Below are 21,674 nucleotides of genomic sequence, written 5' to 3' on the forward strand. Positions count from 1 at the left end.
GAATGAACCGAGATCGAAGGACGCAAGATGTTTGAATCGCTGCAGGAGCGTCTTGGCTCCATCCTGAACGGCCTCACCGGCCGCGGCGCGCTTTCCGAGGCTGATGTCTCGGCGGCGCTGCGCGAGGTGCGCCGTGCGCTGCTCGAGGCCGACGTGGCGCTCGAAGTGGTGCGGTCCTTCACCGACAAGGTGCGCGAGAAGGCCGTCGGCGCCGCGGTGCTGAAGTCGATCAAGCCCGGACAGATGGTCGTCAAGATCGTCCATGACGAGCTGGTCGATATGCTGGGCGCCGAGGGCGTCGCCATCGACCTCAATGCGCCGGCCCCGGTCGTTATCATGATGGTCGGCCTGCAGGGCTCCGGCAAGACGACCACGTCGGCCAAGATCGCCAAGCGGCTGACCGAGCGCCAGAACAAGAAGGTTCTGATGGCCTCGCTCGACACGCGGCGGCCCGCCGCGCAGGAGCAGTTGCGCCAGCTCGGCGAGCAGACCAAGGTCGCGACGCTGCCGATCATTGCTGGCCAGAACCCGGTCGACATCGCCAAGCGCGCCGTGCAGGCGGCCAAGCTCGGCGGCCATGACGTCGTCATCCTCGACACCGCCGGCCGCACCCATATCGACGAGCCGCTGATGGTCGAGATGGCCGACATCAAGAAGGTGTCGAGCCCGCACGAGATCCTGCTGGTCGCGGATTCGCTGACCGGCCAGGACGCCGTCAACCTGGCCAAAAGCTTCGACGAGCGCGTCGGCATCACCGGCCTGGTGCTGACCCGCATGGACGGCGATGGCCGCGGCGGTGCCGCCCTTTCCATGCGCGCCGTCACCGGCAAGCCGATCAAGCTGATCGGCACCGGCGAAAAGATGGATGGGCTGGAGGAATTCCACCCCAAGCGCATCGCCGACCGCATCCTCGGCATGGGCGATATCGTCTCGCTGGTCGAGAAGGCCGCCGAGAACATCGACGCCGAGCAGGCGGCGGCGATGGCCAAGAAGATGCAGTCGGGCAAGTTCGACCTGAACGATCTCGCCCAGCAGCTTCAGCAGATGTCGAAAATGGGTGGCATGGGCGGCATCATGGGCATGATGCCCGGCATGGGCAAGATGAAGGACCAGATGGCCGCCGCCGGCCTCGACGACAAGATGTTCGGCCGCCAGCTCGCCATCATCTCCTCGATGACCAAGGCCGAGCGCGCCAATCCCGATATTCTGAAACACTCGCGCAAGAAGCGCATCGCCGCCGGTTCCGGCACCGATGCCGCCGAGATCAACAAGCTGTTGAAGATGCATCGCGGCATGGCCGACATGATGAAGGCGATGGGCGGCAAGGGCAAAGGCGGCGGCCTGATGCGCGGCATGATGGGCGGCCTTGCCTCCAAGATGGGTCTCGGCGGCATGATGCCCGGCAGCATGGGCGGCATGGGCGGCATGCCCGATTTGTCGAAGATGGACCCAAAGCAGCTCGAAGCCTTGCAGAAGCAGGCGCAGGCCGCCGGTCTCGGCGGCATGAAGGGCCTGCCCGCCCCCGGCGGCGGGCTGCCTGGCCTGCCCGGCGGCATGAAACTTCCGGGGCTTCCCGGCCTCGGCGGAGGCGGACTGCCGGGCCTTGGCAAGAAGAAGTGAGAATACGGATGAACGAAGAAAAGGACATGGCCGACGCCCGCACCATCCTGGCAGGCTATCGCGCTTCGATCGACAACATCGACGCCGCCCTCATCCACATGCTGGCCGAGCGCTTCCGCTGCACCAAGGCGGTCGGCGTGCTCAAGGCCGAGCATGGCCTGCCGCCGGCCGACCCGGCGCGCGAGCAGCAGCAGATCGCCCGTCTGCGCCAGCTGGCCAAGGACGCGCATCTCGACCCCGATTTTGCGGAGAAATTCCTCAACTTCGTCGTCCGCGAAGTGATCCGCCACCACGAACAGATCGCCGCTGCCAACGGCGTGACGAAAACCGGCTGAAACCAAAGATTTAGCCGAAACCATATCAACGAAATCAGAGCTTTTAGGAGATAAGAAATGGCACTGAAGATCAGACTGGCCCGTGCGGGCTCGAAGAAGCGTCCTTACTACCACGTCGTCGTCGCCGACGCCCGTTCACCGCGTGACGGCCGGTTCATCGAGTCGCTCGGCTCGTGGAACCCGCTGCTGCCGAAGGACGGCGAGCGCGTCAAGGTCGACGCCGACCGCGTCAAGCATTGGCTGTCGCACGGCGCCCAGCCGACCGACCGCGTGCTGCGCTTCCTCGACGAGGCCGGCCTTGCCAAGCGCGACGCCCGCTCCAACCCGAAGAAGGCCGAGCCTGGCAAGAAGGCGCAGGAACGCGCTGCCCTTTTGAAGAAGGCGCAGGAAGACGCTGCCGCTGCTGTCGCGGCCGCGTCCGCGGCACCGGCCGAGGCGGAAGCCGCCACCGCCGAATAAATATCGCTTCATCGCATCGACAAAACGGCGGGCCTGTGCCCGCCGTTTTGCTGTTTGGTCCTATCTCGCCCCGGCACCGCTGCGTCCCACTTGACGAAGCACCGCGACGTTGATTTTCTTCCGGCTTCAGAGAGGTGTGAGTCTTGAAATCAGTTCTGGTTCTGGCCATCGCGGCCCTGGCGGCGCTAACCCTTGACACGCCAGCCCAAGCGGCCGGTTTCGACAACATCGTCGTTTCAGCGACGAAGGGAGGCGAGGCCCAGAGCGAGTTCCCGGCGGACACACCGGTCGTCTATTTATCGGCTGACCTGGTGGACATCCCGGCCACGTCGACGATCACATTCTCCTGGATTTCGATCGATTCTCATGGCGTTGCGCCGGCCAACTACACGATCGACAAGGTTGACCTCAATGTCGGAGAGAACACCGAGGCGGATTCGCAACTCAGCAAGCCGACGGCGGGGTGGCCAGTTGGCACCTATCGCGTTGATCTGTCTATCGACGGTACGGTTGCGGACTCGGCACCCTTCAGCATTCGATGATTTGGCTGGCCGTAGCACGGTTCTGTGCGAATAGGTCCCGGCCGACCACGCCTCGCTGAGGCGCCGACGGATCGGATGGACGAACGGCCAGTCACGGAAGAAATCATGTCCGGCGGCGTTGCCGGAACGCTGCTGCGATGCGCTGACGCCACGACGGGTGTCGTGGTGCTGGGCGGATCCAGCGGCCGTGTCGACGTCGCCCGCGCACGGCTGTTTGCCGGCGAGGGCGCGTCCGCCCTGGCGCTCCGGTGGTTCGGCGGCGAAGGCCAGATTCCCGGCATCTGCGAAATCCCGCTCGAGACTTTTTTCGCCGCGACCGACCATCTTGTCGGACAGGGCTGCCGGCGCATCGTCTATGTCGGCACGTCCAAGGGCGCCGAGGCGGCCTTGCTCGCGGCGGTTCACGACCCACGCATCGATGCCGTGGCCGCGATCAGCCCGACATCGGTGGTCTGGGGCAATATCGGGCCCGGCGACGACGGCATCAGTTGGCCCGAGCGATCGTCATGGACGCTGAAGGGGATCCCGCTCCCGTTCGTTCCGACCGAGCCGAACTGGCGCACGAGCCACGTCGATGGCCTTGTGTCCTACAGGGGGCTGTTCGAGCATTGCCTGGCAAGCTTCGAGCAGGAGGCCGACAAGGCCGCAATTCGCGTCGAGACTATCTCGGCGAGGCTTGTGCTCGTCGCGGGCGGCGACGACGCGCTGTGGCCATCCCTCGACTTTGCCCGGTCGATTGTTCGGCGTCGGGAAGATGCCGGAAAGACCACGCGCCTCGTTTCGAGCCTTGGAGCCGGCCACCGCATTCTCTTGCCGGGTGAAACCACGCCACGCTCCGCATTGCACGCCCATGGCGGCAATGACCAAGCCGATGCGCGTCTCGGTCAAGAAGCCTGGGAATTCATCCGGGACTTGTTGTAGGGCGGTTTCAGACGAAAACGGCAGGCCAGTGCCCGCCGTTTTGCTGTCTTCAGTGCTGGTCGCTGCTCAATAGCCACTTGGGCAGCGGTCGACATAGACACGACCATGACGGTCGCGGTAGCGGCACTGGCCACTTTCGCTGGCGTGCCCGATCAGGGCGCCCGCAACGGCGCCGACAGCGCCTCCGACGACGGCGCCCTGGACCGGATCACCGGCCACGGCCGCGCCGACCGCGGCACCACCAAGGCCGCCTATTGCAGCGCCTTTTTCCGTCTGCGAGCACGCGCCCAACGCCATCGTCAGTACCAGAATGGTCATGATTTTCTTCATTTTAGTTCCTCTCACAGGGGGATCGCCATCGCTCCGCCAAGTGCTTAACTCGCAGACGGCTAATTTGATCCAAGAGAGAATGAAGATCGTGGTGCCGCTCGCCCGGGCGACTTCCCGCGAACGGCCGTGCCCGTTCGCATCATGCCTCGGCGTTGCGCTTCAGATTGGCGAGGCCGACCTCGAAATCCCGGCCGATCAGCGTGTCGAAATTCATGAACAGGCCCATCAACTTGGCGATGAAGGGCCGGCTGCCCCGCATCGCCCAGGAGACGGCGGTGGTTTCGCCCGATGGCGTCAAGGTGAAGTCGACGCTGTTGTTGGCGCGGAACGGCTTCTCGAAATCGAGCTTGAGCGCGACCTGCGACGACGGCACCGAATTGACGATCTCCATGCGTCCCTTGCCGGCCTTGCCATTGCCTTCCCAGGCATAGACGGCGCCCTTGCCGCTTGGCGCGCCGGAGAGCGTGCGCTTCATGTTCGGGTCGAGCTTCTCGTAGGGCGACCATGTCGGCCAGCGGCCGAAATCGTTGATCAGAGGGAAGATCGCCTCTGGCGGCGCCTTGATGCTGGCCGTGCGGGTGACGACGAAATCGTTCGGCCGTGTCGCGGCATAGATGAGGACCGCGGCGATGATGACGACCAGGATGATGAGGATGGTGCTGAACATTTTTCTCTCCCGGAAAAATACCTGAAAAACTATCGGCTGAACGGGATCAGTGCGCGCACCTTGGGGTCGCGCAGATAGAGGCCGCCCCACAGGATGACACCGAGGTAGACGCCGAACAGCGTGTGCGAGAATAGCGGATTGCTGATCCGCGCATTGGTGGCGATGGCGCCGCCCATATAGGCGGTGAGCAGGATGGCGCCGAGCACCGATGTGCGCGGCAGCGCGTAGAGCGCGGTCGCGATGAGGCCGATGACGCCGAGCAGGCGCGCGACGTTGGCGTCGGCCGGCCAGCCGAGCGGCACCATCGTCTGGGTGACGACATCGAGCGGCGGCAGCTTGATGGCGCCGTCGAAGATCATGAACAGGATGATGATGCCGCTGAGCACACGGCCGGTCCACAAGGCGCCGGACGAGACAGGCGCGGTTTCGGAAATGCTCATCGGTGTTCCCTCCTGATGGTTCGAACCCCTTTCGCCGGGGTCGAACCAAGGACGCGGCATGAGGCGGCGATCCTACAGGGGGCTGGGTTTTTTCGATCCGTCCTTTGGCCGGCAAGCAGGCCAGTCCAGATTCTACGAAAGATAGAACTTCTCGGCCGGCAGCAACTTCGGCGGCGCCTCCCCCAGCGCCTCGAAGACCGAGATCTCGCAAACGCGGCACAGGCCGTCGAGCGCGAGGTCGTTGGCTTCGGTGCCGAACGGGTCTTCGAGCTCCTCCGAAAGCGCATCGAGGCCGAAGAAGGTGTAGGCGATCAGCGCCGTGAACAGCGGCGTCGCCCAGCCGGTGGTCGAGATCAGCCCGATGGGCAGCAGCAGGCAGACGATATAGGCCGTGCGGTGCACGAGCAGTGTATAGGCGAAAGGCAAGGGCGTGCCGGCGATCCGCTCGCAGCCGGCCTGGATGGCCGTGATCGACGCCAGCCTCTCATCGAGAATGCGAAAGCCGATCGGATCGACGTCGCCCGCCCGGCGCTGCCCATTGGCGCGCCGTCCCATGCGCCGGACCATCTCGTCCGCCGGATTGGCGAAAGTCGCGACCGTATCCGCCTCGGCGTCGATGAAGGCGCGGGCATCCTTGATGCTGTCGATCTTGCGCAACTGGCCGCGCAGGAAATGGCAGAAGGCCAGCGCCTCCATCAGCAAGGCGCGCTGTTCGGCCGGATCGGGAATGAGGCTGGTCGTGGCCCGCGCCAGGTTGCGGATCTCGAAGACCAGCGTGCCCCACAGCTTGCGCGCTTCCCACCAGCGGTCATAGGCGGCGTTGTTGCGGAACGACAGATAGATGGACAGCGTCACGCCCACCAGCCCGAACGGCGTGATGTTGAAGACGCCGAGATCGAGCTCGAACCATCGCGCCAGGGCCAGGATGACCGCCGAATAGACGGCGAACCCAAAGATCTGCGGCAGGATGCGCGGCACCACGGAGCCGCGCATGATGAAGAACAGCTGCAGGAAGTTGGGGCGCGGGCGAACGATCATGGACGGCCTTTCACGGACCGGCATCGGCCCTCAGCTGCTCTATTGTGCGATGCGACAGATCCGCAAGCCCGGCCGCCAGCGACATCGCCATGTCGTGCGCGCGGACTATCGGCGTGTGCCGGTTGCCGATATTGAGAAGCCTGTGCCCGTTCCTTTTCAGGCGAGAGAAATGACCGGCGAGACCGACCTGAAGACATTGTTGGCATCGATGACACCGGAACTGCTCGACGGCATCCATGTCTTCGCCATGCTGGCGCCTGGGGTTCCCCAGCCGGAGGACCTCGACCCGGTGATGGTGTTTCGCGAGCGCGAGGGCACGACGCTGATCGTGACCGAGGACGCGGCGAAGGCCGCCGGACTGAGCGCCTCGTTCCGCTGCCGGACGATCACGCTGAACATCCACTCATCGCTGGAAGCCGTCGGCTTCCTTGCCGCCATCACCACGCGGCTGGCTAGCGCCGGCATGGGCGTCAATCCGGTCTCGGCTTTCTATCACGACCATCTGTTCGTGCCGGCGGAACGGGCCGACGAGGCGATGATCTTGCTGCGTGGACTGGCGATAGAGAACGGACGGGTGGAGTAAGGCGTCAGCGCCTGCGGACATACAGAATATCCGGCAGGCCTTCCTCATTGGTCATGCCGTCGCCAAACGACTCGGCGCGGAACCCGTGGCGCTCGTAAAAACGCCGGGCGCCGGTGTTGGCCTGGAAGCAATGGAGTTTGGTGACCGGCAGGGCAGCGGTGGCGTCCGTCAGCAACCGGCTGCCGATGCCTTGCCCCGTCCAGGCCGGGTCGAGGTAGAGCTGCTCCACCCAATCGCCGCTGACGGCAATGAACCGGCAATCACCTTGCCGGCCTCAGCGACCGTCACCTGCTGCCGTGGCAGCACGATATCGCGGATGAAGAAAAGGTCTTCCTCCGGCGTATGCAGCACCGGCATCCAGTCGAAGGAGCTGAGCGCCGCCCGCATCATGGTCGCGATGGCGGCAGCGTCCGAGCCGATGGCCGGACGCAGGATGGTATCTACGGGCTGAGCGCTAGTCATGAAGGGAACCCCAACGTCTCACTCCGCTGGAGCCCCCCATCCGGCGCTTCGCGCCGATCCACCTTCTCCCACAGGGGGAGAAGGGAGAAGCGCCCCGGCCGAAGGCCGAGCCCGCGACCGCGGGCCGCCGGTCGTCCGGCGCCCTCGCGGAGGGCCCGCCGCGGCCGCGGCGATAAGGCCCCTGAGCGGTAAACTACGCCGCCTTCTTCTTCGGCTGGATCAGGCCGCGCTCGACCAGAAGCTCGGCGATCTGCACCGCGTTGAGCGCGGCGCCCTTGCGCAGATTGTCGGAGACGATCCACATCGACAGGCCGTTGTCGACGGTCGAATCCTCGCGGATGCGCGAGATGAAGGTGGCGTCCTCGCCGGCCGATTCCAGCGGCGTGATGTAGCCGCCGTCCTCGCGCTTGTCCAAGACCTGGCAGCCGGGAGCATCACGCAGGATGTCGCGCGCCTCGTCGGCGGTGATCGGCTTCTCGAACTCGATGTTGACCGCTTCCGAATGGCCGATGAACACCGGCACGCGCACGCAGGTCGCCGTCAGCTTGATCTTGGGATCGAGCATCTTCTTGGTCTCGGCGACCATCTTCCACTCTTCCTTGGTGAAGCCGTCGTCGAGGAAGACGTCGATATGCGGAATGACGTTGAAGGCGATGCGCTTGGTGAACTTCTTGACGTCGACCTGGTCGGCGACGAACACCGCGCGGGTCTGCGTGAACAGCTCGTCCATGCCTTCCTTGCCGGCGCCCGACACCGACTGGTAGGTGGCAACCACGACGCGCTTGATGGTGGCAAAATCGTGCAGCGGCTTCAGCGCCACGACCAGCTGCGCAGTCGAGCAATTCGGGTTGGCAATGATGTTCTTGCGCGTGAACAGCGAGATCGCGTCCGGGTTCACCTCCGGCACGATCAGCGGCACGTCCTGGTCATAGCGGAAGGCCGACGAATTATCGATGACGACGCAACCCTGCTTGCCGATCTTCGGCGACCATTCCTTGGAGACATTGCCGCCGGCCGACATGACGCAGATGTCGGTGTCGGAAAAATCATACTGGTCGAGCGCCTTGACCTTCAGCGTGCGGTCGCCGAACGACACTTCCGTGCCCTGGCTGCGCCGCGACGCCAGCGCCACCACTTCGCTTACCGGAAAGCCGCGCTCTTCCAGTATGTTGAGCATTTCCCGGCCCACATTGCCCGTGGCGCCGACGACTGCAACCTTGAAACTCATAAAGATCTCCTTGTCCCTCTCCGCTTGGTTTTTGGAGAAAACCCGCCGGCCAATGCGGGTTCCGTCCCCCGGGCCGAACCCGGGAGAGGGTGGTTAGGCCAAGGGAATCACACCGTTTTGGTGGTGGTTTTGGCCGTGGTTTTGCTGGAACGAGGAGACGAGCCGAGGCGCCCGGCCCAATGGTTCGCATTGAGGCTGGGGGCATCGAATGCAAGAAGAGCCATCGAGAGGCCGCGCATCGAAAAACGATCCCGTTCGAAGCGGGCTTTTACGCGGTTTGCGGCAGGAGTCAATGCGCGGCGCGTCGCATGGCCTTCATGGCGCGCCCTGTACAAGAGCGGCGGCAGGAAGTACGAACGGCCAAGATTGTTTGGCTGGCGCGGCGCCGGCCCCGGCTCGTGCTCCATGATGAGCGCAGACCCCTGAATTCCGAAAGAGCGAGATGTCCAACTTTGAAGGTATCGTCCCGGCGCTGGCACAGGCGCTGGAAAAACGCGGCTATTCCGCACTGACACCGGTGCAGAAGGCGGTGCTGGAACTTGGGTCCGCCGATGCTCTGGTATCGGCGCAGACCGGCTCCGGCAAGACCGTGGCCTTCGGCCTTGCCATGGCGCCGACGCTTCTCGACGGCGCCGAGCGCTTTGGCCATGCGACAGCGCCGCTGGCGCTGGCGGTGGCGCCGACGCGCGAACTGGCGCTGCAGGTGACGCGTGAACTCGAATGGCTTTACGAGCCGACCGGCGCCACGGTGGCGTCCTGCGTCGGCGGCATGGACATGCGCACCGAGCGGCGCGCGCTGGAGCGCGGCGCCCATATCGTCGTCGGCACGCCCGGGCGGCTGCGCGACCACATCACACGGCAATCGCTCGACATGTCGGCGCTGAAAGCGGTAGTGCTCGACGAGGCCGACGAGATGCTCGATCTCGGTTTTCGCGAGGATCTCGAGTTCATACTCGACGCCGCGCCGGCCGAACGCCGCACGCTGATGTTCTCGGCCACCGTGCCGCGCTCGATCGCCACGCTGGCGCAAGGCTACCAGCGCGATGCCGTGCGCATCTCCGCCGCCGGCGAGGAAAAGCAGCATCTCGACATCGAATACCGCGCGCTCAACGTCGCCCAGGCCGACCGCGAGAACGCCATCATCAACGTGCTGCGTTTCTATGAGGCGAAGAACGCGCTGGTGTTCTGCAACACACGCGCCGCCGTCAATCATTTGACCGCGCGCTTCAACAACCGCAATTTTTCCGTCGTGGCACTTTCGGGCGAACTCAGCCAGAACGAGCGCAGCCATGCGCTGCAGGCGATGCGCGACGGCCGTGCGAAAGTCTGCATCGCCACCGATGTCGCGGCGCGCGGCATCGACCTGCCCAACCTCGAACTGGTCATCCACGCCGATCTGCCGACCAATCCCGAGACGCTGCTGCACCGCAGCGGCCGCACCGGCCGCGCCGGGCGCAAGGGCGTCAGCGCACTGATCGTGCCGGGCAGCGCCCGCAGGCGCACCGAGCGGCTGTTGCAGAACGCCGGCCTCAAGGCGACATGGGCGAGCCCGCCCTCCGCCGACGACGTGATCCGCCGCGACGACGAGCGCATCCTCGCCGATCCGGCCTTCGACGAGCCGGTGAAGGACGATGAGCGCGCTTTCATCGACGCGCTTCTCAGCCGGCATGGCGCCGAACAGGTGGCGGCCGCCTTCGTGCGCCAGTGCCGCGCCAGCCGCTCGGCGCCCGAGGATCTCTTGGACGTAGCACCCTTCACGCCTTCACGCGAAAGACCGGCCGGCGAAAAATTCGCGCAGCGCGACGAGGCGCCGAGCCGCCGCGACGATTTCGGCGCCAGCGTCTGGTTCTCGCTGTCGGTCGGCCGCCGGCAGAATGCCGAGCCGCGTTGGCTGATCCCGATGCTGTGCCGCACCGGCAGCATCTCCAAGCGCGAGATCGGCGCCATCAAGATGCAGCCGGAAGAAACCTTCGTGCAGATCGCCGCGGACTGGGCCGACCGTTTTCTCGCCGCCATCGGTCCCGACCGCAAATTGCAGGGCAACATCGTGGTCAAGCGGCTGGACGGCACGCCGGACCTGTCGCGGGCCGGCTATCAGCCACCCAGCCCCGACAAGAAGCCGCATCGCGGCAAGGCGCCATTCGACCCGAACGCGCCGAAGCGCAAATTCGAGAAGCGCGCGCCGGCTTCAGTCGATCAGCGCCCGGCAGCCGCGCATGAGGCAAAGCCATGGGCAAAAAAGCCGGGCAAGCCGAAATTCGACAATGCCAGCCCGCCAAAGCACAAGAAGCCGAAGAAGCGGCCTTCATAACCCTATAAACGCCGGGACGCGCTCTCCTGCAGCCCGGCCTTGATGGCCGACCAGCTAGCGGCCGCCTGCGTCGGCCGATGGTTTTGGGCGATGCGCTCCGCCAAAGAGGAGCGCCAGGCGTGATCCTCAGCCATCTTGCGGATGGCGGCGTACCAGCCGGCCTGGTCTTCGGAATCGATCGCCGGCATCAGCCCGCCGCTCGCCTCGATCAGCGACGGCGCCGTCGACACGATGACCGGAACGCCGAAATCGAGGCATTCCGAGGCGCCATAGCCCCAGCCCTCTATATGCGAGGGAAAAACGCCGAACGTGGCGCTGCGATAATAGCCGATGAGCTGCTCGTCGCTGACCAACCCGGTGAAAGTGACCGACTGGAGCAGTTCGGGATGCGCCTTGAGAAAAGCGCGCAGCGGTTCGATCATCCAGCCCCAGCGCCCGGCGCAGACAAGCCTTGGCAGCTTGACGCCCTCTTCGCGCGCCTGCTGCCAGATCCGCGCCAGCAATATGTGGTTTTTGCGCACTTCGATGGTCGAGCAATAGAACACGAACGGCTCGCCGGCCTCGATGCGCGAGGTGCTGCCCATGCGCGATGCCGTGTCGTGCAGGATGGAGGGCATCGGAAACCGGTACACCACCGGCGCGCCGATGCCGGCCTTGCGCATATATTCGGTCAGCGTCGCGCCGACCTCGTCGGAAGCGCAGAATGCCGGCGCACCGGCGCGCACGAGCTGCTCGAGATCGGAGCCGAAACGGCGCTCGCCGGCGCTCGAGCCGATCAGGTCGGGGCGCAATGCCGGGATGATATCGTGGCACAGGAAGGCAGGCTTGCCGGCGCCGCCCGAAACGGCGGACCGGTCTTCCTGGGTCAGGATGTGATGGCTGATCAGCACAAGGCCGGGCTCCGTCTCGGCCGGCCGGGCTGGGGCATCTTCTCGCAAGCCAAAGCGGATCCGCGCCCGCTGGTACAGGCGATAAGCGCGGATCAACAGCCGCGTCACCTGCCAGGCGATCCCCATACCGCCATTGGTCACCGTCCTGGCCAGATGGCGGTCCGCGTCACGCTTGTCCCAGGGCTGTTGCCGCACCGCCTCGAAAGCCTGCGACAGCGCCATGCGTCTGCCCGGCCACCGCTTGACACGATGCGGTGAAATCTCGCCCGCCGCGACATGGTCCTGTTCGAAAGGCGCGAGCGGCCGGAACCGGCCTTCGCCTGGCCTGAACGCCACCACCTCCACGTCTGGGTCGGGATCCGCCAATGCAGCGTTGACGAGAAAGCTCTCCACCCGTGGAATGCCCGCCAGGCCCTTGCCCGGCGGCCAGAACATCAGGCCGGTGGCATCGATGGCCAGTGCAGGGGCATACCTCGGCGGCCTTGCGACCTGCCTCCCCTCGGTCCCGGCGCTGGCATCGGAATGCTCGACTGTCATGATCTGCTTTGTCGAAGACGGCTGCACGTGAAGCCTTATGCTTGATTTGCCGCTAATATGGTAGCCATGCCGCACGGTGTTGCCCATGGGATCGGCCCTGTGCCACACCTTGGCGGGGACGCGGCGACAAGGGGGTGGGCGATGCGTGGCGAAGTGCTTCACTATGACGAAGACCAGGGTTTCGGCTTCATCACCGGAGCCGACGGCAACCGCTACACATTCACCCGCGAGAACCTTCGCCGGCAAACCGCGATGGCCAAGGGCACAGCGGTGGAATTCCAGCCGGGCGGCGGCCAGGCGCGTGACGTTTTCTCGATCGCCGCACAGGCGGCAAGCCCGGCCGCCGGCACCATTCCCGCACCGGCTCAAGCCGGTCCCGCACCTACTGCCGTCGCATCGCCGGCGCAGCATTTCGGCCGGACGTCCGAGCCCTCAGAGCCCACCGACCTCTGGTCCTATTTCTGGGGCGGCGTTACCCGGAACTACTTCAATTTCGCCGGCCGCGCCCGCCGCAAGGAATATTGGGGCTATTGCCTGTTCTGGACGATCGCGTTGCTGGTGATCGTCGGCATCGGCGTTTTCACCGATGCCGAGATCGGCAATTTCGACAACGCCGAGGTGCCGGCGATGACGGTGGGGCTTTTCGGCCTTTTCCTGCTGGCCACCTTCCTGCCCAGCCTCGGCATGATCGTGCGCCGCCTGCACGACCTCGGCCTGACCGGCTGGCTCTGCCTGCTCCTCCTGATCCCGACCTTCGGCAGCCTGATCATCCTGGTCTTCGCGCTCATCCCGACACAAGGGCGCGAAAACCAGTGGGGGCCTGTGCCGGCGGGGGTCAGGATCTAACCTAAACGTGCATCTTGCAACTACTTGCAACTTTAGGTAGAGTCCCCGCTCGGCATGACGGGGGCAAAGTATGCGTGGCACGGTCTATCACTTCGACCAGGATCAGGATTTCGGTTACATCAATGGGGTTGACGGCAAACGCTACATGTTTGCCCGTAGTGATCTAAGCCATGAGGTGGCTCTCGCCAGGGGTACGCTCGTCGAATTCCAGCCAGACGACGGTACGGCTCACAATATAGCCGCTGTGGCCTCAACCTCGCCGTCGTCAAGCACCGGCCGGCCATCGCAACCTAGCCAGCTTGCCGAAAAGCGGCTTGCCGCTTCCACAGGACTGTGGGCGTACTTCCTGTGCACGGTGAGCGTGAACTATTTCAATTTCCACGGACGCGGCCGCCGCAAGGAATTCTGGGCCTTTTGGCTATGCTTTATCCTTGTGCAGTTAGCACTTGTTGGCCTCGGGATACTCGTCAATCTGGCCATCAACGGTTTCGGCATCAACGCGGGCAAAAGCTCGATAGGGTTCCTACCCGCTGGTATCTTTACACTGGCATTCGGCTGGTCGTGGATCGCGCTTGTCGTGCGGCGTCTTCACGACATCGGCCTGAGTGGCTGGCTTGTGTTGATCTGCTTCATCCCGGCTATCGGCGGGGTGGCCGTGCTGGTCTTGGGGCTTGTGCCGTCTCAGGGGCGCGAAAACCAGTGGGGACCGGTGCCGGCGGGGGTCAGGGTTTAGCGACTTCGGCTGCATGCCGCTCGAAACTGCATAAAAGCAAGGAGTTGGCACCATCCAGGCGGAGCAGCAAGATTCCTCTTGCTATTTAATCTGTGCACAGATAGTCTGTGCACAGATCGAATGATCGATCAGCCAGGATGAATGGAGCCGAGACAATGTGGAGCAATGAATACACCGCCATTTCCTCCCTTCCCGCAGCAGCCATCTGGAACGCGCTGAAGGCTTTGCACGAGGGCCGCCTGACCTATGAAGGGTCCGACACTTTCGTGCTGCACGGCCCGTTCGCCAAGGGCACCCGTGTCTCGGTGACGCCGGTCGGGCAGGACACGTTTGAATCGACCATCGTCGATCTCGTCGATAATTTCACCTATGCCGACGAGACGTCGTTCGGTGACACCAACATGCTGTTCAGGCATACGCTGGTGCCGGTCGAAGGCGGCACGCAGGTGACGCACCGGCTCGAAATTTCCGGCCCTTCGGCCGCCGAGGTCGGACCCGAACTCGGTCCGCAGATCAGCGGCGATTTCGACGCCTCGATGGCTAAATTGTTCGAGCAGGCAAAGGAGTTTGCGACGGGTGGCTGATGGACAGGATTTGAAAACGCGCTTCAGCGGACCTTCGGAGAGCCCGGGCTTGTTGTTGTGGCGAACCACCATGCGCTGGCAGCGCGTCATGACGGCGGCGCTGGCGCCGCTCGACCTGACTCATGTCCAGTTCGTGCTCTTGGCCTCGGCCATGTGGCTCGGCCGCAATGGCGAGCCGCCCAACCAGGTGCAGCTTGCCGCCCAGGCCGGCACCGAGGTGAAGATGACCTCGGACGTCGTTGCCCGGCTCGAGGCCAAGGGTTTGATCGCGCGGGAAGCCGACCCCAGGGATTCGCGTGCCAAGGTGATCCGTGTCACCCCGGCCGGGGCGGCCGCCGCACAGCGCGCCATCGTTGCCGTGGAGACCGCCGACGCGGCCTTCTTCGAACCGGTGGACGAAGCGCAGCTCGTCGGCCTGCTGCAGCAGCTGGCCGGCGAAATACGCTAAGCCGGGAGGTCCTGCGCCAAGGTGTGTCGAGATTCAGGTCAGGCCGAGCCGAGAATGGCGGCTGCCGAGAACCGGAGCGGAGCGTACTTGAAGTACGCGAGCACCGGAAGCGCAGGCAGCCGTCATTCGCAGGCCGGCCTCACCAGAATACCGACACGCCTTAGCCCAGGAACTTGGCGATGATCGCATCGCCCATCTCGACCGTGCCGACTTCGGTCATGCCCGGCGAGAAAATGTCCTTCGTCCGCAGGCCCTGATCGAGCACGGCGGCGATCGCGCCCTCCAGCCTGTCGGCTTCATCGACCATGCCGAAGGAATAGCGCAGGCACATGGCGAAGGAAGCGATCATGGCGATCGGGTTGGCGATGCCCTTGCCGGCGATGTCGGGTGCCGAGCCGTGCACGGGCTCGTAGAGCGCCTTGCGCTTCTTGGTCTTGACGTCGGGCGCGCCGAGCGAAGCCGACGGCAGCATGCCGATCGAGCCGGTCAGCATGGCGGCGATATCGGACAGCATGTCGCCGAACAGATTGTCGGTGACGATGACGTCGAACTGTTTCGGCCAGCGCACCAGCTGCATGCCGCCGGCATCGGCCAGCATGTGGTCGAGCTTGACGTCGGAATAGCGCGCCTTGTGCGTCTGGGTGACGACCTCGTTCCACAGCACGCCCGACTTCATGACGTTGCGCTTTTCCATCGAGGTGACGTGGTTCTTGCGGGTCCGAGCCAGTTCGAAGGCGACGCCCGAAATGCGCTCGATCTCGAACGTGTCGTAGACCTGCGTGTCGATGCCGCGCTTCTGGCCGTTGCCGAGATCGATGATCTGCTTGGGCTCGCCGAAATAGACGCCGCCGGTCAGCTCGCGCACGATGAGGATGTCGAGGCCTTCGACCACCTCCTGCTTGAGCGAGGAGGACGCCGCGAGCGCCGGATAGCAAATGGCGGGACGCAGATTGGCGAACAGCTCCATGTCCTTGCGCAGCCGCAGCAGGCCGGCCTCGGGGCGCACCTCGTAAGGCACGGCATCCCATTTCGGTCCGCCGACGGCGCCGAACAGCACCGCGTCCGCCGCCATCGCCTTGGCCATGTCGGCATCGGAGATCGCCGCGCCGTGCGCGTCGTAGGCGCAGCCGCCGACCAGGCCCTCATCGGTGACGAAGCCGCTGCCGAGCTTTTCGTTCATGGCCGATATCAGCTTCTTGACCTCGGCCATGGCCTCGGGGCCGATGCCGTCGCCGGGGAGCAGGAAAAGATGCTTCGTTGCCATGGAGAAACCGTCCCAGAAAGAATTTGAACCGCGGCCTTGCTAAACGCCAAGCGCTTGCGGCGCAAGCCTGCGGTTCAGAACCACGATCACCGATGTGAGAGAATGTTGACCAGCCGGCCCAGGGGATCGCGCACATAGAAGCGCCGCACACCCCACGGTTCGTCGGCCGGACCGTATTCGATGGCGAAGCCGGCGGCCTTCATGCCTTGAAGTGCAGCCTCGAGATCGTCGACCTCGATCGACAGGTCCGGCACCGGCGTGCCGGAGCCGCCTTGCACCATGAAGGAGACCTGCACCTGCATCTTTTCCGCGGAGCCGTAGGTGACGATCCAGCCCTGATCCATCAGCATGTCGAGGCCAAGCACATTCTGGTAGAAGCGTTTCGCCGCCGCTGCATCCTGCGTCTCGATATTGGCCACGATGCGCCGGACCTTCATGGTCTCAGCGCCTCGGAGCCGAGCGCCGCAGCGCCGTGACTTCGATCTCGATCTTCATTTCCGGCTTGTTGAGCTGGCACACGATCATTGTCGCCGCCGGCCTGATGTCGCCGAATGTCTCGCCCAGGATCGGGAAGACCACATCCACGAAGGCCTGGTCGGTGATGTAGTAATGCGCCCGCACCACGTCTGATATCTCGAAGCCGCCGTCGGCCAGCGCCTTGCCGATCGTCGCTAGGCAGTTGCGCGTCTGCGCCTCGACCGTTTCCGGCATCGTCATCGTCGCGTAATCATAGCCGGTCGTGCCGGAGACGAAGCACCAGTCGCCCTGCACCACCGCGCGCGAATAGCCGGCGGTCTTCTCGAAGGGCGAACCGGTGGAGATCAGTTTGCGCATGGAAGGCATCCTTGGATTGTGGCCTGCGTCTAGCAGGCGGCGCGGAGCGGGTCGTGGGCCAAGCAGGGCGGACCATTGTCACGACGCGGCGAAGTGCTGCCTCGGAGATTAGTCGGGGTATCCCTCCCGTCGTCATCCTGGGGCGTAGCAAGGAGCGAAGCGACGCGGCGCAGACCCGAGGATGACGAAGCTCTGTTGGCCGTCGCGCAACGCTAGTGCCCTAGTTCCCCGACGCCTGCGCGTCGTCGAGCGCCTTCTTGATATCGTCCGGCCAGTCCTTGAGCGGCGGCCAGGCCGCTGGCGCGCCATCGTCACCACGCCGCGAGAAATAGACCGTGTGCTTGGCCGGATCGACCGCCATGAAGCCGTCATTGCCGCCGCAATCATGCGGCACGCAGCCGGTGGCGTAAAAGGCGCCGGAGGCCGTCTTTTCCGTGCCGCCGCCGACCAGCAGGCTGGTCGCCATGTCGGGCATGGTGTCGCCGAGCAGCGCCTTGGCCGCCTTGTAGACAGCCTCGTTGTGGAAGGCATCGATGATGTTGTCGTATTTCGACGGATCGATATCCTTCCAGTCGGTGCCGGGTTCGGGCGTGTAAGCGAGGTTGCCGGAAGTCGTCAGGCCTTCGGTCGGCGACCATTGCAGGGCCGGCTTCTCGTCGCCCGGCAGCAGATAGGGCACGAAATAGATGGCGCTGTCGGAGATCGCCGCCGGCGGCGCGCCGCATTCGTCCTGCTCGACCGTCGTGGTCTTGATCTCGCCGTCCTTCGGCTTCCAGACGATGACCTTGGCCGGGCCGCATTGATTGCCGCCGTCGCCGACATCGACCAGCGCCACGTTGACGTCGCCGATCTTCACGATCTTGTCGAAGAAGACATCGTAGTTGCTGGCCAGCTGCTTGCCGTCATAGGCGAGCACCTTCTCGCCGTCCTGCTCCGGCTGCGTGATGGTCAGCTGGCCGCCCTCGAACGCTATCGGCGCCTGCTTGTCGTCGTCGGCGGGCGCCGCGTCGCTCGACGATCCCTGGTCGGTCGCCGGCTGGTCGGCTGGCTTCTGGGCTGCCGCGGGCGTCTGTGTCTGCGCAAAGGCGCTCGCGCTGGGCACCAGCAACAAGGCCAAGCCGCAAACGCCGGCAAGAAGCGAACGTGCCATGACTGTCCCTCCCTTCAGTCGCCACCAAACCCGGCCGGAACGCGGCCGGACCTATCGTCGGACGGTGCCGCTCAGGCCCAGGGACGCTGTTCGGCGTTCTTCTTCTCGAACGAGGCGATGGCGCCGGCCTTCTCCATGGTCAGGCCGATATCGTCGAGGCCGTTGAGCATGCAGTGCCGCTTGAAGTCGTCGAGGTCGAACTTGACGACGCCGCCATCGGGGCCGCGGATTTCCTTGGCTTCGAGATCGATCGACAAAGTGGCGTTGGAGCCGCGCGAGGCGTCGTCCATCAGCTTCTCCAGATCTTCGGGGCTGACGGTGATCGGCAGCACGCCGTTCTTGAAGCAGTTGTTGTAGAAAATGTCGGCGAACGAGGTCGAGATGACGCAGCGAATGCCGAAGTCGAGCAGCGCCCACGGCGCGTGCTCGCGGCTCGAGCCGCAGCCGAAATTGTCGCCGGCGACCAGGATCTGCGCCTTGCGGTAGGCCGGTTTGTTGAGCACGAAATCCGGATTTTCCGAACCATCGTCATTGTAGCGCATTTCGGCGAACAGGCCGGTGCCGAGGCCGGTGCGCTTGATCGTCTTGAGATAATCCTTCGGGATGATCATGTCGGTGTCGACATTGACGATCGGCATAGGAGCGGCGACGCCGGTGAGCTTGGTGAATTTTTCCATGGCTTTGGCCCGTGTTTTCGTTGCGGGGGATTTGCTGACGCCCCGTTTACACAAAGCCGAGGGCAAATAAAAGGCAACTGTTCGTGCGCGCTGGCACAAGGGGCGTACTACAAAGCGACTTCGAATTCGCGAGGCGATGATGCAGTCTGACCGGCATGGCTGAAAACTCCCATGTCCTCTACGCAAGCGAGTCCGCGCTCGACATCGCCGAATTCCGCCGCGTGCTGGTGGAATCCGGCCTCGGCGAGACGCGGCCTGTCGATGATCCCGCCAGGCTGCGGGCGATGCTGTCCGGCGCCAATCTCGTGCTGACCGCGCGTCTCGATATCGAAGGCAAACCGCTGATCGGCGTGGCCCGTGCAGTCACCGACTTCTCCTGGGTCTGCTACATCTCCGAGCTCGCCGTCTCCCGATCGGCGCAGGGGCTCGGCATCGGCAAGGGCCTGATGGACGAGGCGCGACGGCAGCTTGGGCCGTCGGTCGCCATCAGCCTGATCTCCATGCCCGACGCCGTCGGCTTCTACGAACGCATCGGCATGAAGCGCATGGCCGACGCTTTCTGGTTCTCCCGCAAAGGCTGACTTTTTTCTCCCGTGGCCGCGCCCAGCCGCCGGCGGCGTGCGATCTTGTCGCTTGACATGCAACTAAATGGTTGCATATTAAAGCCATGAGCATGGATGCAGTCTTTCGCGCCTTGGCCGACCCGACACGCCGGCAATTGCTGGACAACCTCCATGCCCGGAACGGGCAGACGCTGAACGCGCTGTGCGCGGAGATGGACATGACGCGCCAGGCGGTGACCAAGCATTTGGCGATCCTGGAGGAAGCCAACCTCGTCACCACGCTCCGCAAGGGACGCGAGAAGCAGCATTACCTCAATCCGGTCCCGATCAACGAGATCGCCGAGCGCTGGATCGGCAAGTTCGAGCGCCATCGGCTGGATGCATTGAGTGATTTGAAGAAACGCCTCGAAAGGGAAGACTGATGAGCAACAGCTTCGTTTACGTGACCTACATCCGCACCACGGCCGAAAAACTCTGGGAGGCGCTGACCGACCCGGAGTTCAACCGGCAGTTCTTCCTCTGCTCCTATCAGGAGAGCGAGTGGAAGGTCGGCTCCAGCTGGAAACTGATCTTCCCCGACGGCCGCGTCGCCGACTCGGGCGAGATCCTCGAGATCGACCCGCCGCGACGCCTGGTCATCAAATGGCGCAATGAATGGATGCCGGAGGTCAAGGAAGACGGCTACACGCGCTGCACCTTCACAATCGAACAGGACGGCGAGCTGATGAAGCTGGCCGTCACCCACGAGGCCGACGGCCCGCACCGGCTGATCCCGAATGTCAGCAAGGGCTGGCCGCTGGTGCTGGCGAGCCTCAAGAGCCTGCTCGAGACCGGCAAGGGTTTCGAGCGCCCGCCAACGAAAGGGTGAAAGGCTCGTTTCGATACCGAAACAAACTGGATGTGGAGGCAGAAATGATGCACGTCCTCGGGGTACAGAGCATGACCAATGGCGAGACGATCATGGCGTCAGCCGAGATCGAGGCGCCTGTGGAACGCATCTTTCGCGCGCTGGTCACGAGAGAAATCGAGCAATGGTGGGGGACCGCCGACACCTACCGGATGGCCGACTGGTCGGCCGACCTTCGCGTCGGCGGTCGCTGGACGGTCGTCGTCCGCACTGCCGACGGCAGGGAGCTGCCGGCCGGCGGCGAATTCCTCGAGATCGAAGCGCCGCGCCGGATCGTGCAGACGCGGGCCTATGCCTGGGACCATCCGACGCTTGGCCGGCGGCAAACCACGGTCGCCTGGCTGCTTGAACCGACTGCCAAGGGCACGCGCCTCACCATCTGCCATGGCGGTTTTGCCGGCCTGAGCGATGATGCGGCGGCCGAGCATGCCGAGGGCTGGGGCCGGGTGCTGGCCTGGCTGCAGGCCTATGTCGGGGATGGAAGACTAGCGGCGGCCTGAGCAGCGGGACGGTGGCAACGGCTCGTCGTTCATCTCGTCTTGACCCACACTTCATCTGGTCCACATCCCATGCATGGAAAAGCAGGGATGTTTCATCGGCACGGCCGGCTGGGGAATTCCAACCCGATATAAGGAGGACTTGCCGCAACCCGGTTCGCATCTCGAACGCTACGCCCGCCGATTTCCGATCGTCGAAATCGACACGTCCTTCCACAAGCCACACCGTCGCGAGACCTACGAGCGCTGGGCACGCTCCGTACCGGAGCACTTCCGCTTTGCCGTCAAGACGCCCAAGACAATGACCCATGAGCATCGTCTCGCGGATGGCGATGCGCTTGCCGAAATGTTCCTCCAGCAGGTCGAAGGTCTCGGCGAAAAACTGAGCGTGCTTTTGGTGCAGCTGCCGCCGAGCTTGCCGTTCGAGCCGGACATCGCCTGCGGTTTCTTTGACATGCTGGGCAGGCGGACAAAGGCAAGGCTGGCATGCGAACCACGCCACCCGAGCTGGTTCGAAGCGCAGGCGGAAGCGCTCCTTGCCGACCGGCGGATCGCGCGCGTTGCCGCCGATCCCGCTCCTGTACCGGCTGCTGCGATGCCGGGCGGTTGGGCCGGCCTTGCCTATTTCCGCTGGCACGGCGTGCCGCGTGTCTACTACTCGGACTATGACGCCGAAAGCCTCGACCGGATCGGCCGGCAGCTGCAGGCAGCGGCCGCCTCGTGCGCGGAGGTCTGGGGCATCTTCGACAACACGGCCGCCGGCCACGCGCTCGGCAATGCTCTCGCTATCGATGCGACGGTTGACTAG

The 21,674-nt window shown here is 64.4% G+C and carries 30 protein-coding genes; 16 read left to right on the plus strand and 14 right to left on the minus strand.

Annotated features, from left to right (window positions below; genetic code table 11):
• Positions 1–27 precede the first annotated feature (27 nt).
• From ffh to ACLGL5_RS05775, 5 genes are all read left to right on the plus strand, one after another.
• Positions 28–1,620 carry a signal recognition particle protein gene (gene ffh, locus ACLGL5_RS05755; RefSeq protein WP_069090530.1) on the plus strand — a complete coding sequence of 531 codons (1,593 nt, stop codon included), beginning with the start codon at positions 28–30 and terminating at the stop codon, positions 1,618–1,620.
• An 8-nt stretch (positions 1,621–1,628) separates the two neighbouring features.
• Positions 1,629–1,955 carry a chorismate mutase gene (locus ACLGL5_RS05760; protein WP_019862096.1) on the plus strand — a complete coding sequence of 109 codons (327 nt, stop codon included), beginning with the start codon at positions 1,629–1,631 and terminating at the stop codon, positions 1,953–1,955.
• Between the two features lie 57 nt (positions 1,956–2,012).
• Complete coding sequence (rpsP, locus tag ACLGL5_RS05765; RefSeq protein ID WP_019862097.1) at positions 2,013–2,414, plus strand: 30S ribosomal protein S16; 402 nt, start codon at positions 2,013–2,015, stop codon at positions 2,412–2,414.
• 143 nt (positions 2,415–2,557) lie between these two features.
• Positions 2,558–2,956, plus strand: coding sequence for a hypothetical protein (locus ACLGL5_RS05770; protein ID WP_069090531.1), 399 nt, complete (start codon positions 2,558–2,560; stop codon positions 2,954–2,956).
• A 105-nt stretch (positions 2,957–3,061) separates the two neighbouring features.
• Positions 3,062–3,877 carry an acyl-CoA thioester hydrolase/BAAT C-terminal domain-containing protein gene (locus ACLGL5_RS05775; protein ID WP_069093220.1) on the plus strand — a complete coding sequence of 272 codons (816 nt, stop codon included), beginning with the start codon at positions 3,062–3,064 and terminating at the stop codon, positions 3,875–3,877.
• 66 nt (positions 3,878–3,943) lie between these two features.
• On the opposite strand, the gene ACLGL5_RS05780 is transcribed toward ACLGL5_RS05775, so the two are convergent.
• The 4 genes from ACLGL5_RS05780 to ACLGL5_RS05795 form a co-directional block, all read right to left on the minus strand.
• Positions 3,944–4,207, minus strand: coding sequence for a YMGG-like glycine zipper-containing protein (locus ACLGL5_RS05780; protein WP_019862099.1), 264 nt, complete (start codon positions 4,205–4,207; stop codon positions 3,944–3,946).
• A 139-nt stretch (positions 4,208–4,346) separates the two neighbouring features.
• On the minus strand, positions 4,347–4,874 hold the full coding sequence (locus tag ACLGL5_RS05785) for an SRPBCC family protein (protein ID WP_038650670.1): 528 nt from the start codon (positions 4,872–4,874) through the stop codon (positions 4,347–4,349).
• Between the two features lie 29 nt (positions 4,875–4,903).
• Positions 4,904–5,314, minus strand: coding sequence for a DoxX family protein (locus ACLGL5_RS05790; RefSeq protein ID WP_069090532.1), 411 nt, complete (start codon positions 5,312–5,314; stop codon positions 4,904–4,906).
• Positions 5,315–5,446: 132 nt separating this feature from the next.
• Positions 5,447–6,352 carry a bestrophin family protein gene (locus ACLGL5_RS05795; RefSeq protein WP_069090533.1) on the minus strand — a complete coding sequence of 302 codons (906 nt, stop codon included), beginning with the start codon at positions 6,350–6,352 and terminating at the stop codon, positions 5,447–5,449.
• A 169-nt stretch (positions 6,353–6,521) separates the two neighbouring features.
• Between ACLGL5_RS05795 and ACLGL5_RS05800 the strand changes: the two genes are divergently transcribed.
• Complete coding sequence (locus ACLGL5_RS05800) at positions 6,522–6,935, plus strand: ACT domain-containing protein (RefSeq protein WP_069093221.1); 414 nt, start codon at positions 6,522–6,524, stop codon at positions 6,933–6,935.
• A gap of 4 nt (positions 6,936–6,939) precedes the next feature.
• Here the strand turns inward: ACLGL5_RS05800 and ACLGL5_RS05805 are convergent, their stop codons facing one another.
• The 4 genes from ACLGL5_RS05805 to ACLGL5_RS05820 form a co-directional block, all read right to left on the minus strand.
• Positions 6,940–7,164 carry a GNAT family N-acetyltransferase gene (locus tag ACLGL5_RS05805; RefSeq protein WP_245307003.1) on the minus strand — a complete coding sequence of 75 codons (225 nt, stop codon included), beginning with the start codon at positions 7,162–7,164 and terminating at the stop codon, positions 6,940–6,942.
• The gene (locus ACLGL5_RS05810; protein ID WP_245307274.1) at positions 7,104–7,397 is read right to left on the minus strand and encodes a GNAT family N-acetyltransferase; all 294 of its coding nucleotides are present in this window, start codon (positions 7,395–7,397) and stop codon (positions 7,104–7,106) included. The genes ACLGL5_RS05805 and ACLGL5_RS05810 overlap by 61 nt, the downstream gene beginning before the upstream one ends.
• 193 nt (positions 7,398–7,590) lie before the next feature.
• Positions 7,591–8,625: an aspartate-semialdehyde dehydrogenase gene (locus ACLGL5_RS05815; protein ID WP_069090534.1), complete on the minus strand. Its 1,035-nt coding sequence runs from the start codon at positions 8,623–8,625 to the stop codon at positions 7,591–7,593.
• Between the two features lie 107 nt (positions 8,626–8,732).
• The gene (locus ACLGL5_RS05820) at positions 8,733–9,032 is read right to left on the minus strand and encodes a hypothetical protein (protein ID WP_069090535.1); all 300 of its coding nucleotides are present in this window, start codon (positions 9,030–9,032) and stop codon (positions 8,733–8,735) included.
• Positions 9,033–9,067: 35 nt separating this feature from the next.
• Between ACLGL5_RS05820 and ACLGL5_RS05825 the strand changes: the two genes are divergently transcribed.
• Positions 9,068–10,936, plus strand: coding sequence for a DEAD/DEAH box helicase (locus ACLGL5_RS05825; RefSeq protein WP_069090536.1), 1,869 nt, complete (start codon positions 9,068–9,070; stop codon positions 10,934–10,936).
• A gap of 2 nt (positions 10,937–10,938) precedes the next feature.
• On the opposite strand, the gene ACLGL5_RS05830 is transcribed toward ACLGL5_RS05825, so the two are convergent.
• Positions 10,939–12,363: a glycosyltransferase gene (locus ACLGL5_RS05830; protein WP_069093222.1), complete on the minus strand. Its 1,425-nt coding sequence runs from the start codon at positions 12,361–12,363 to the stop codon at positions 10,939–10,941.
• Positions 12,364–12,504: 141 nt separating this feature from the next.
• Here ACLGL5_RS05830 and ACLGL5_RS05835 point away from each other — a divergent pair, with 141 nt between their 5' ends.
• The 4 genes from ACLGL5_RS05835 (at position 12,505) to ACLGL5_RS05850 (ending at position 14,974) form a co-directional block, all read left to right on the plus strand.
• On the plus strand, positions 12,505–13,209 hold the full coding sequence (locus ACLGL5_RS05835) for a DUF805 domain-containing protein (RefSeq protein WP_069090537.1): 705 nt from the start codon (positions 12,505–12,507) through the stop codon (positions 13,207–13,209).
• A gap of 70 nt (positions 13,210–13,279) precedes the next feature.
• Entirely contained in the window at positions 13,280–13,942 is a 663-nt protein-coding gene (locus ACLGL5_RS05840; protein WP_038650686.1) for a DUF805 domain-containing protein, read from the plus strand.
• A 155-nt stretch (positions 13,943–14,097) separates the two neighbouring features.
• A complete protein-coding gene (locus ACLGL5_RS05845) occupies positions 14,098–14,526 on the plus strand; it encodes an SRPBCC family protein (protein ID WP_069090538.1) in 429 nt (142 codons plus the stop codon).
• 70 nt (positions 14,527–14,596) lie between these two features.
• The gene (locus ACLGL5_RS05850; RefSeq protein WP_019862115.1) at positions 14,597–14,974 is read left to right on the plus strand and encodes a MarR family winged helix-turn-helix transcriptional regulator; all 378 of its coding nucleotides are present in this window, start codon (positions 14,597–14,599) and stop codon (positions 14,972–14,974) included.
• Positions 14,975–15,134: 160 nt separating this feature from the next.
• Here the strand turns inward: ACLGL5_RS05850 and leuB are convergent, their stop codons facing one another.
• The 5 genes from leuB to leuD form a co-directional block, all read right to left on the minus strand.
• The gene (gene leuB / locus ACLGL5_RS05855) at positions 15,135–16,238 is read right to left on the minus strand and encodes a 3-isopropylmalate dehydrogenase (RefSeq protein ID WP_019862116.1); all 1,104 of its coding nucleotides are present in this window, start codon (positions 16,236–16,238) and stop codon (positions 15,135–15,137) included.
• A gap of 86 nt (positions 16,239–16,324) precedes the next feature.
• Positions 16,325–16,675 carry a VOC family protein gene (locus tag ACLGL5_RS05860; RefSeq protein ID WP_064981533.1) on the minus strand — a complete coding sequence of 117 codons (351 nt, stop codon included), beginning with the start codon at positions 16,673–16,675 and terminating at the stop codon, positions 16,325–16,327.
• Between the two features lie 4 nt (positions 16,676–16,679).
• On the minus strand, positions 16,680–17,072 hold the full coding sequence (locus ACLGL5_RS05865) for a RidA family protein (RefSeq protein ID WP_019862118.1): 393 nt from the start codon (positions 17,070–17,072) through the stop codon (positions 16,680–16,682).
• A gap of 220 nt (positions 17,073–17,292) precedes the next feature.
• Positions 17,293–18,222, minus strand: coding sequence for an Ivy family c-type lysozyme inhibitor (locus tag ACLGL5_RS05870; RefSeq protein WP_019862119.1), 930 nt, complete (start codon positions 18,220–18,222; stop codon positions 17,293–17,295).
• 71 nt (positions 18,223–18,293) lie between these two features.
• Positions 18,294–18,899: a 3-isopropylmalate dehydratase small subunit gene (leuD, locus tag ACLGL5_RS05875; RefSeq protein ID WP_019862120.1), complete on the minus strand. Its 606-nt coding sequence runs from the start codon at positions 18,897–18,899 to the stop codon at positions 18,294–18,296.
• Between the two features lie 155 nt (positions 18,900–19,054).
• On the opposite strand from leuD, the gene ACLGL5_RS05880 reads away from it, so the two are divergent.
• From ACLGL5_RS05880 to ACLGL5_RS05900, 5 genes are all read left to right on the plus strand, one after another.
• Positions 19,055–19,480 (plus strand): GNAT family N-acetyltransferase, encoded by a 426-nt coding sequence (locus ACLGL5_RS05880; RefSeq protein WP_027047554.1) that lies wholly within the window; start codon positions 19,055–19,057, stop codon positions 19,478–19,480.
• 92 nt (positions 19,481–19,572) lie between these two features.
• Complete coding sequence (locus ACLGL5_RS05885) at positions 19,573–19,884, plus strand: ArsR/SmtB family transcription factor (RefSeq protein ID WP_064987727.1); 312 nt, start codon at positions 19,573–19,575, stop codon at positions 19,882–19,884.
• Positions 19,884–20,330 carry an SRPBCC family protein gene (locus ACLGL5_RS05890; RefSeq protein ID WP_019862121.1) on the plus strand — a complete coding sequence of 149 codons (447 nt, stop codon included), beginning with the start codon at positions 19,884–19,886 and terminating at the stop codon, positions 20,328–20,330. The genes ACLGL5_RS05885 and ACLGL5_RS05890 overlap by 1 nt, the downstream gene beginning before the upstream one ends.
• A gap of 44 nt (positions 20,331–20,374) precedes the next feature.
• The gene (locus ACLGL5_RS05895; protein WP_069090539.1) at positions 20,375–20,869 is read left to right on the plus strand and encodes an SRPBCC family protein; all 495 of its coding nucleotides are present in this window, start codon (positions 20,375–20,377) and stop codon (positions 20,867–20,869) included.
• A 73-nt stretch (positions 20,870–20,942) separates the two neighbouring features.
• Positions 20,943–21,674, plus strand: coding sequence for a DUF72 domain-containing protein (locus ACLGL5_RS05900; RefSeq protein WP_069090540.1), 732 nt, complete (start codon positions 20,943–20,945; stop codon positions 21,672–21,674).

It is taken from the genome of Mesorhizobium sp. U510, assembly GCF_059180695.1.

Excerpts from the sequence above, each read along its gene's own strand:
- ffh (WP_069090530.1), top strand. The coding sequence starts at position 28 with ATGTTTGAATCGCTGCAGGAGCGTCTTGGCTCCATCCTGAACGGCCTC.
- ACLGL5_RS05760 (WP_019862096.1), top strand. The coding sequence starts at position 1,629 with ATGAACGAAGAAAAGGACATGGCCGACGCCCGCACCATCCTGGCAGGC.
- rpsP (WP_019862097.1), top strand. The coding sequence starts at position 2,013 with ATGGCACTGAAGATCAGACTGGCCCGTGCGGGCTCGAAGAAGCGTCCT.
- ACLGL5_RS05775 (WP_069093220.1), top strand. The coding sequence starts at position 3,062 with ATGTCCGGCGGCGTTGCCGGAACGCTGCTGCGATGCGCTGACGCCACG.
- ACLGL5_RS05780 (WP_019862099.1), bottom strand. The coding sequence starts at position 4,207 with ATGAAGAAAATCATGACCATTCTGGTACTGACGATGGCGTTGGGCGCG.
- ACLGL5_RS05785 (WP_038650670.1), bottom strand. The coding sequence starts at position 4,874 with ATGTTCAGCACCATCCTCATCATCCTGGTCGTCATCATCGCCGCGGTC.
- ACLGL5_RS05790 (WP_069090532.1), bottom strand. The coding sequence starts at position 5,314 with ATGAGCATTTCCGAAACCGCGCCTGTCTCGTCCGGCGCCTTGTGGACC.
- ACLGL5_RS05795 (WP_069090533.1), bottom strand. The coding sequence starts at position 6,352 with ATGATCGTTCGCCCGCGCCCCAACTTCCTGCAGCTGTTCTTCATCATG.
- ACLGL5_RS05800 (WP_069093221.1), top strand. The coding sequence starts at position 6,522 with ATGACCGGCGAGACCGACCTGAAGACATTGTTGGCATCGATGACACCG.
- ACLGL5_RS05810 (WP_245307274.1), bottom strand. The coding sequence starts at position 7,397 with ATGACTAGCGCTCAGCCCGTAGATACCATCCTGCGTCCGGCCATCGGC.
- ACLGL5_RS05815 (WP_069090534.1), bottom strand. The coding sequence starts at position 8,625 with ATGAGTTTCAAGGTTGCAGTCGTCGGCGCCACGGGCAATGTGGGCCGG.
- ACLGL5_RS05820 (WP_069090535.1), bottom strand. The coding sequence starts at position 9,032 with ATGGAGCACGAGCCGGGGCCGGCGCCGCGCCAGCCAAACAATCTTGGC.
- ACLGL5_RS05825 (WP_069090536.1), top strand. The coding sequence starts at position 9,068 with ATGTCCAACTTTGAAGGTATCGTCCCGGCGCTGGCACAGGCGCTGGAA.
- ACLGL5_RS05830 (WP_069093222.1), bottom strand. The coding sequence starts at position 12,363 with ATGACAGTCGAGCATTCCGATGCCAGCGCCGGGACCGAGGGGAGGCAG.
- ACLGL5_RS05835 (WP_069090537.1), top strand. The coding sequence starts at position 12,505 with ATGCGTGGCGAAGTGCTTCACTATGACGAAGACCAGGGTTTCGGCTTC.
- ACLGL5_RS05840 (WP_038650686.1), top strand. The coding sequence starts at position 13,280 with ATGCGTGGCACGGTCTATCACTTCGACCAGGATCAGGATTTCGGTTAC.
- ACLGL5_RS05845 (WP_069090538.1), top strand. The coding sequence starts at position 14,098 with ATGTGGAGCAATGAATACACCGCCATTTCCTCCCTTCCCGCAGCAGCC.
- ACLGL5_RS05850 (WP_019862115.1), top strand. The coding sequence starts at position 14,597 with ATGCGCTGGCAGCGCGTCATGACGGCGGCGCTGGCGCCGCTCGACCTG.
- leuB (WP_019862116.1), bottom strand. The coding sequence starts at position 16,238 with ATGGCAACGAAGCATCTTTTCCTGCTCCCCGGCGACGGCATCGGCCCC.
- ACLGL5_RS05860 (WP_064981533.1), bottom strand. The coding sequence starts at position 16,675 with ATGAAGGTCCGGCGCATCGTGGCCAATATCGAGACGCAGGATGCAGCG.
- ACLGL5_RS05865 (WP_019862118.1), bottom strand. The coding sequence starts at position 17,072 with ATGCGCAAACTGATCTCCACCGGTTCGCCCTTCGAGAAGACCGCCGGC.
- ACLGL5_RS05870 (WP_019862119.1), bottom strand. The coding sequence starts at position 18,222 with ATGGCACGTTCGCTTCTTGCCGGCGTTTGCGGCTTGGCCTTGTTGCTG.
- leuD (WP_019862120.1), bottom strand. The coding sequence starts at position 18,899 with ATGGAAAAATTCACCAAGCTCACCGGCGTCGCCGCTCCTATGCCGATC.
- ACLGL5_RS05880 (WP_027047554.1), top strand. The coding sequence starts at position 19,055 with ATGGCTGAAAACTCCCATGTCCTCTACGCAAGCGAGTCCGCGCTCGAC.
- ACLGL5_RS05885 (WP_064987727.1), top strand. The coding sequence starts at position 19,573 with ATGGATGCAGTCTTTCGCGCCTTGGCCGACCCGACACGCCGGCAATTG.
- ACLGL5_RS05890 (WP_019862121.1), top strand. The coding sequence starts at position 19,884 with ATGAGCAACAGCTTCGTTTACGTGACCTACATCCGCACCACGGCCGAA.
- ACLGL5_RS05895 (WP_069090539.1), top strand. The coding sequence starts at position 20,375 with ATGATGCACGTCCTCGGGGTACAGAGCATGACCAATGGCGAGACGATC.
- ACLGL5_RS05900 (WP_069090540.1), top strand. The coding sequence starts at position 20,943 with ATGGAAAAGCAGGGATGTTTCATCGGCACGGCCGGCTGGGGAATTCCA.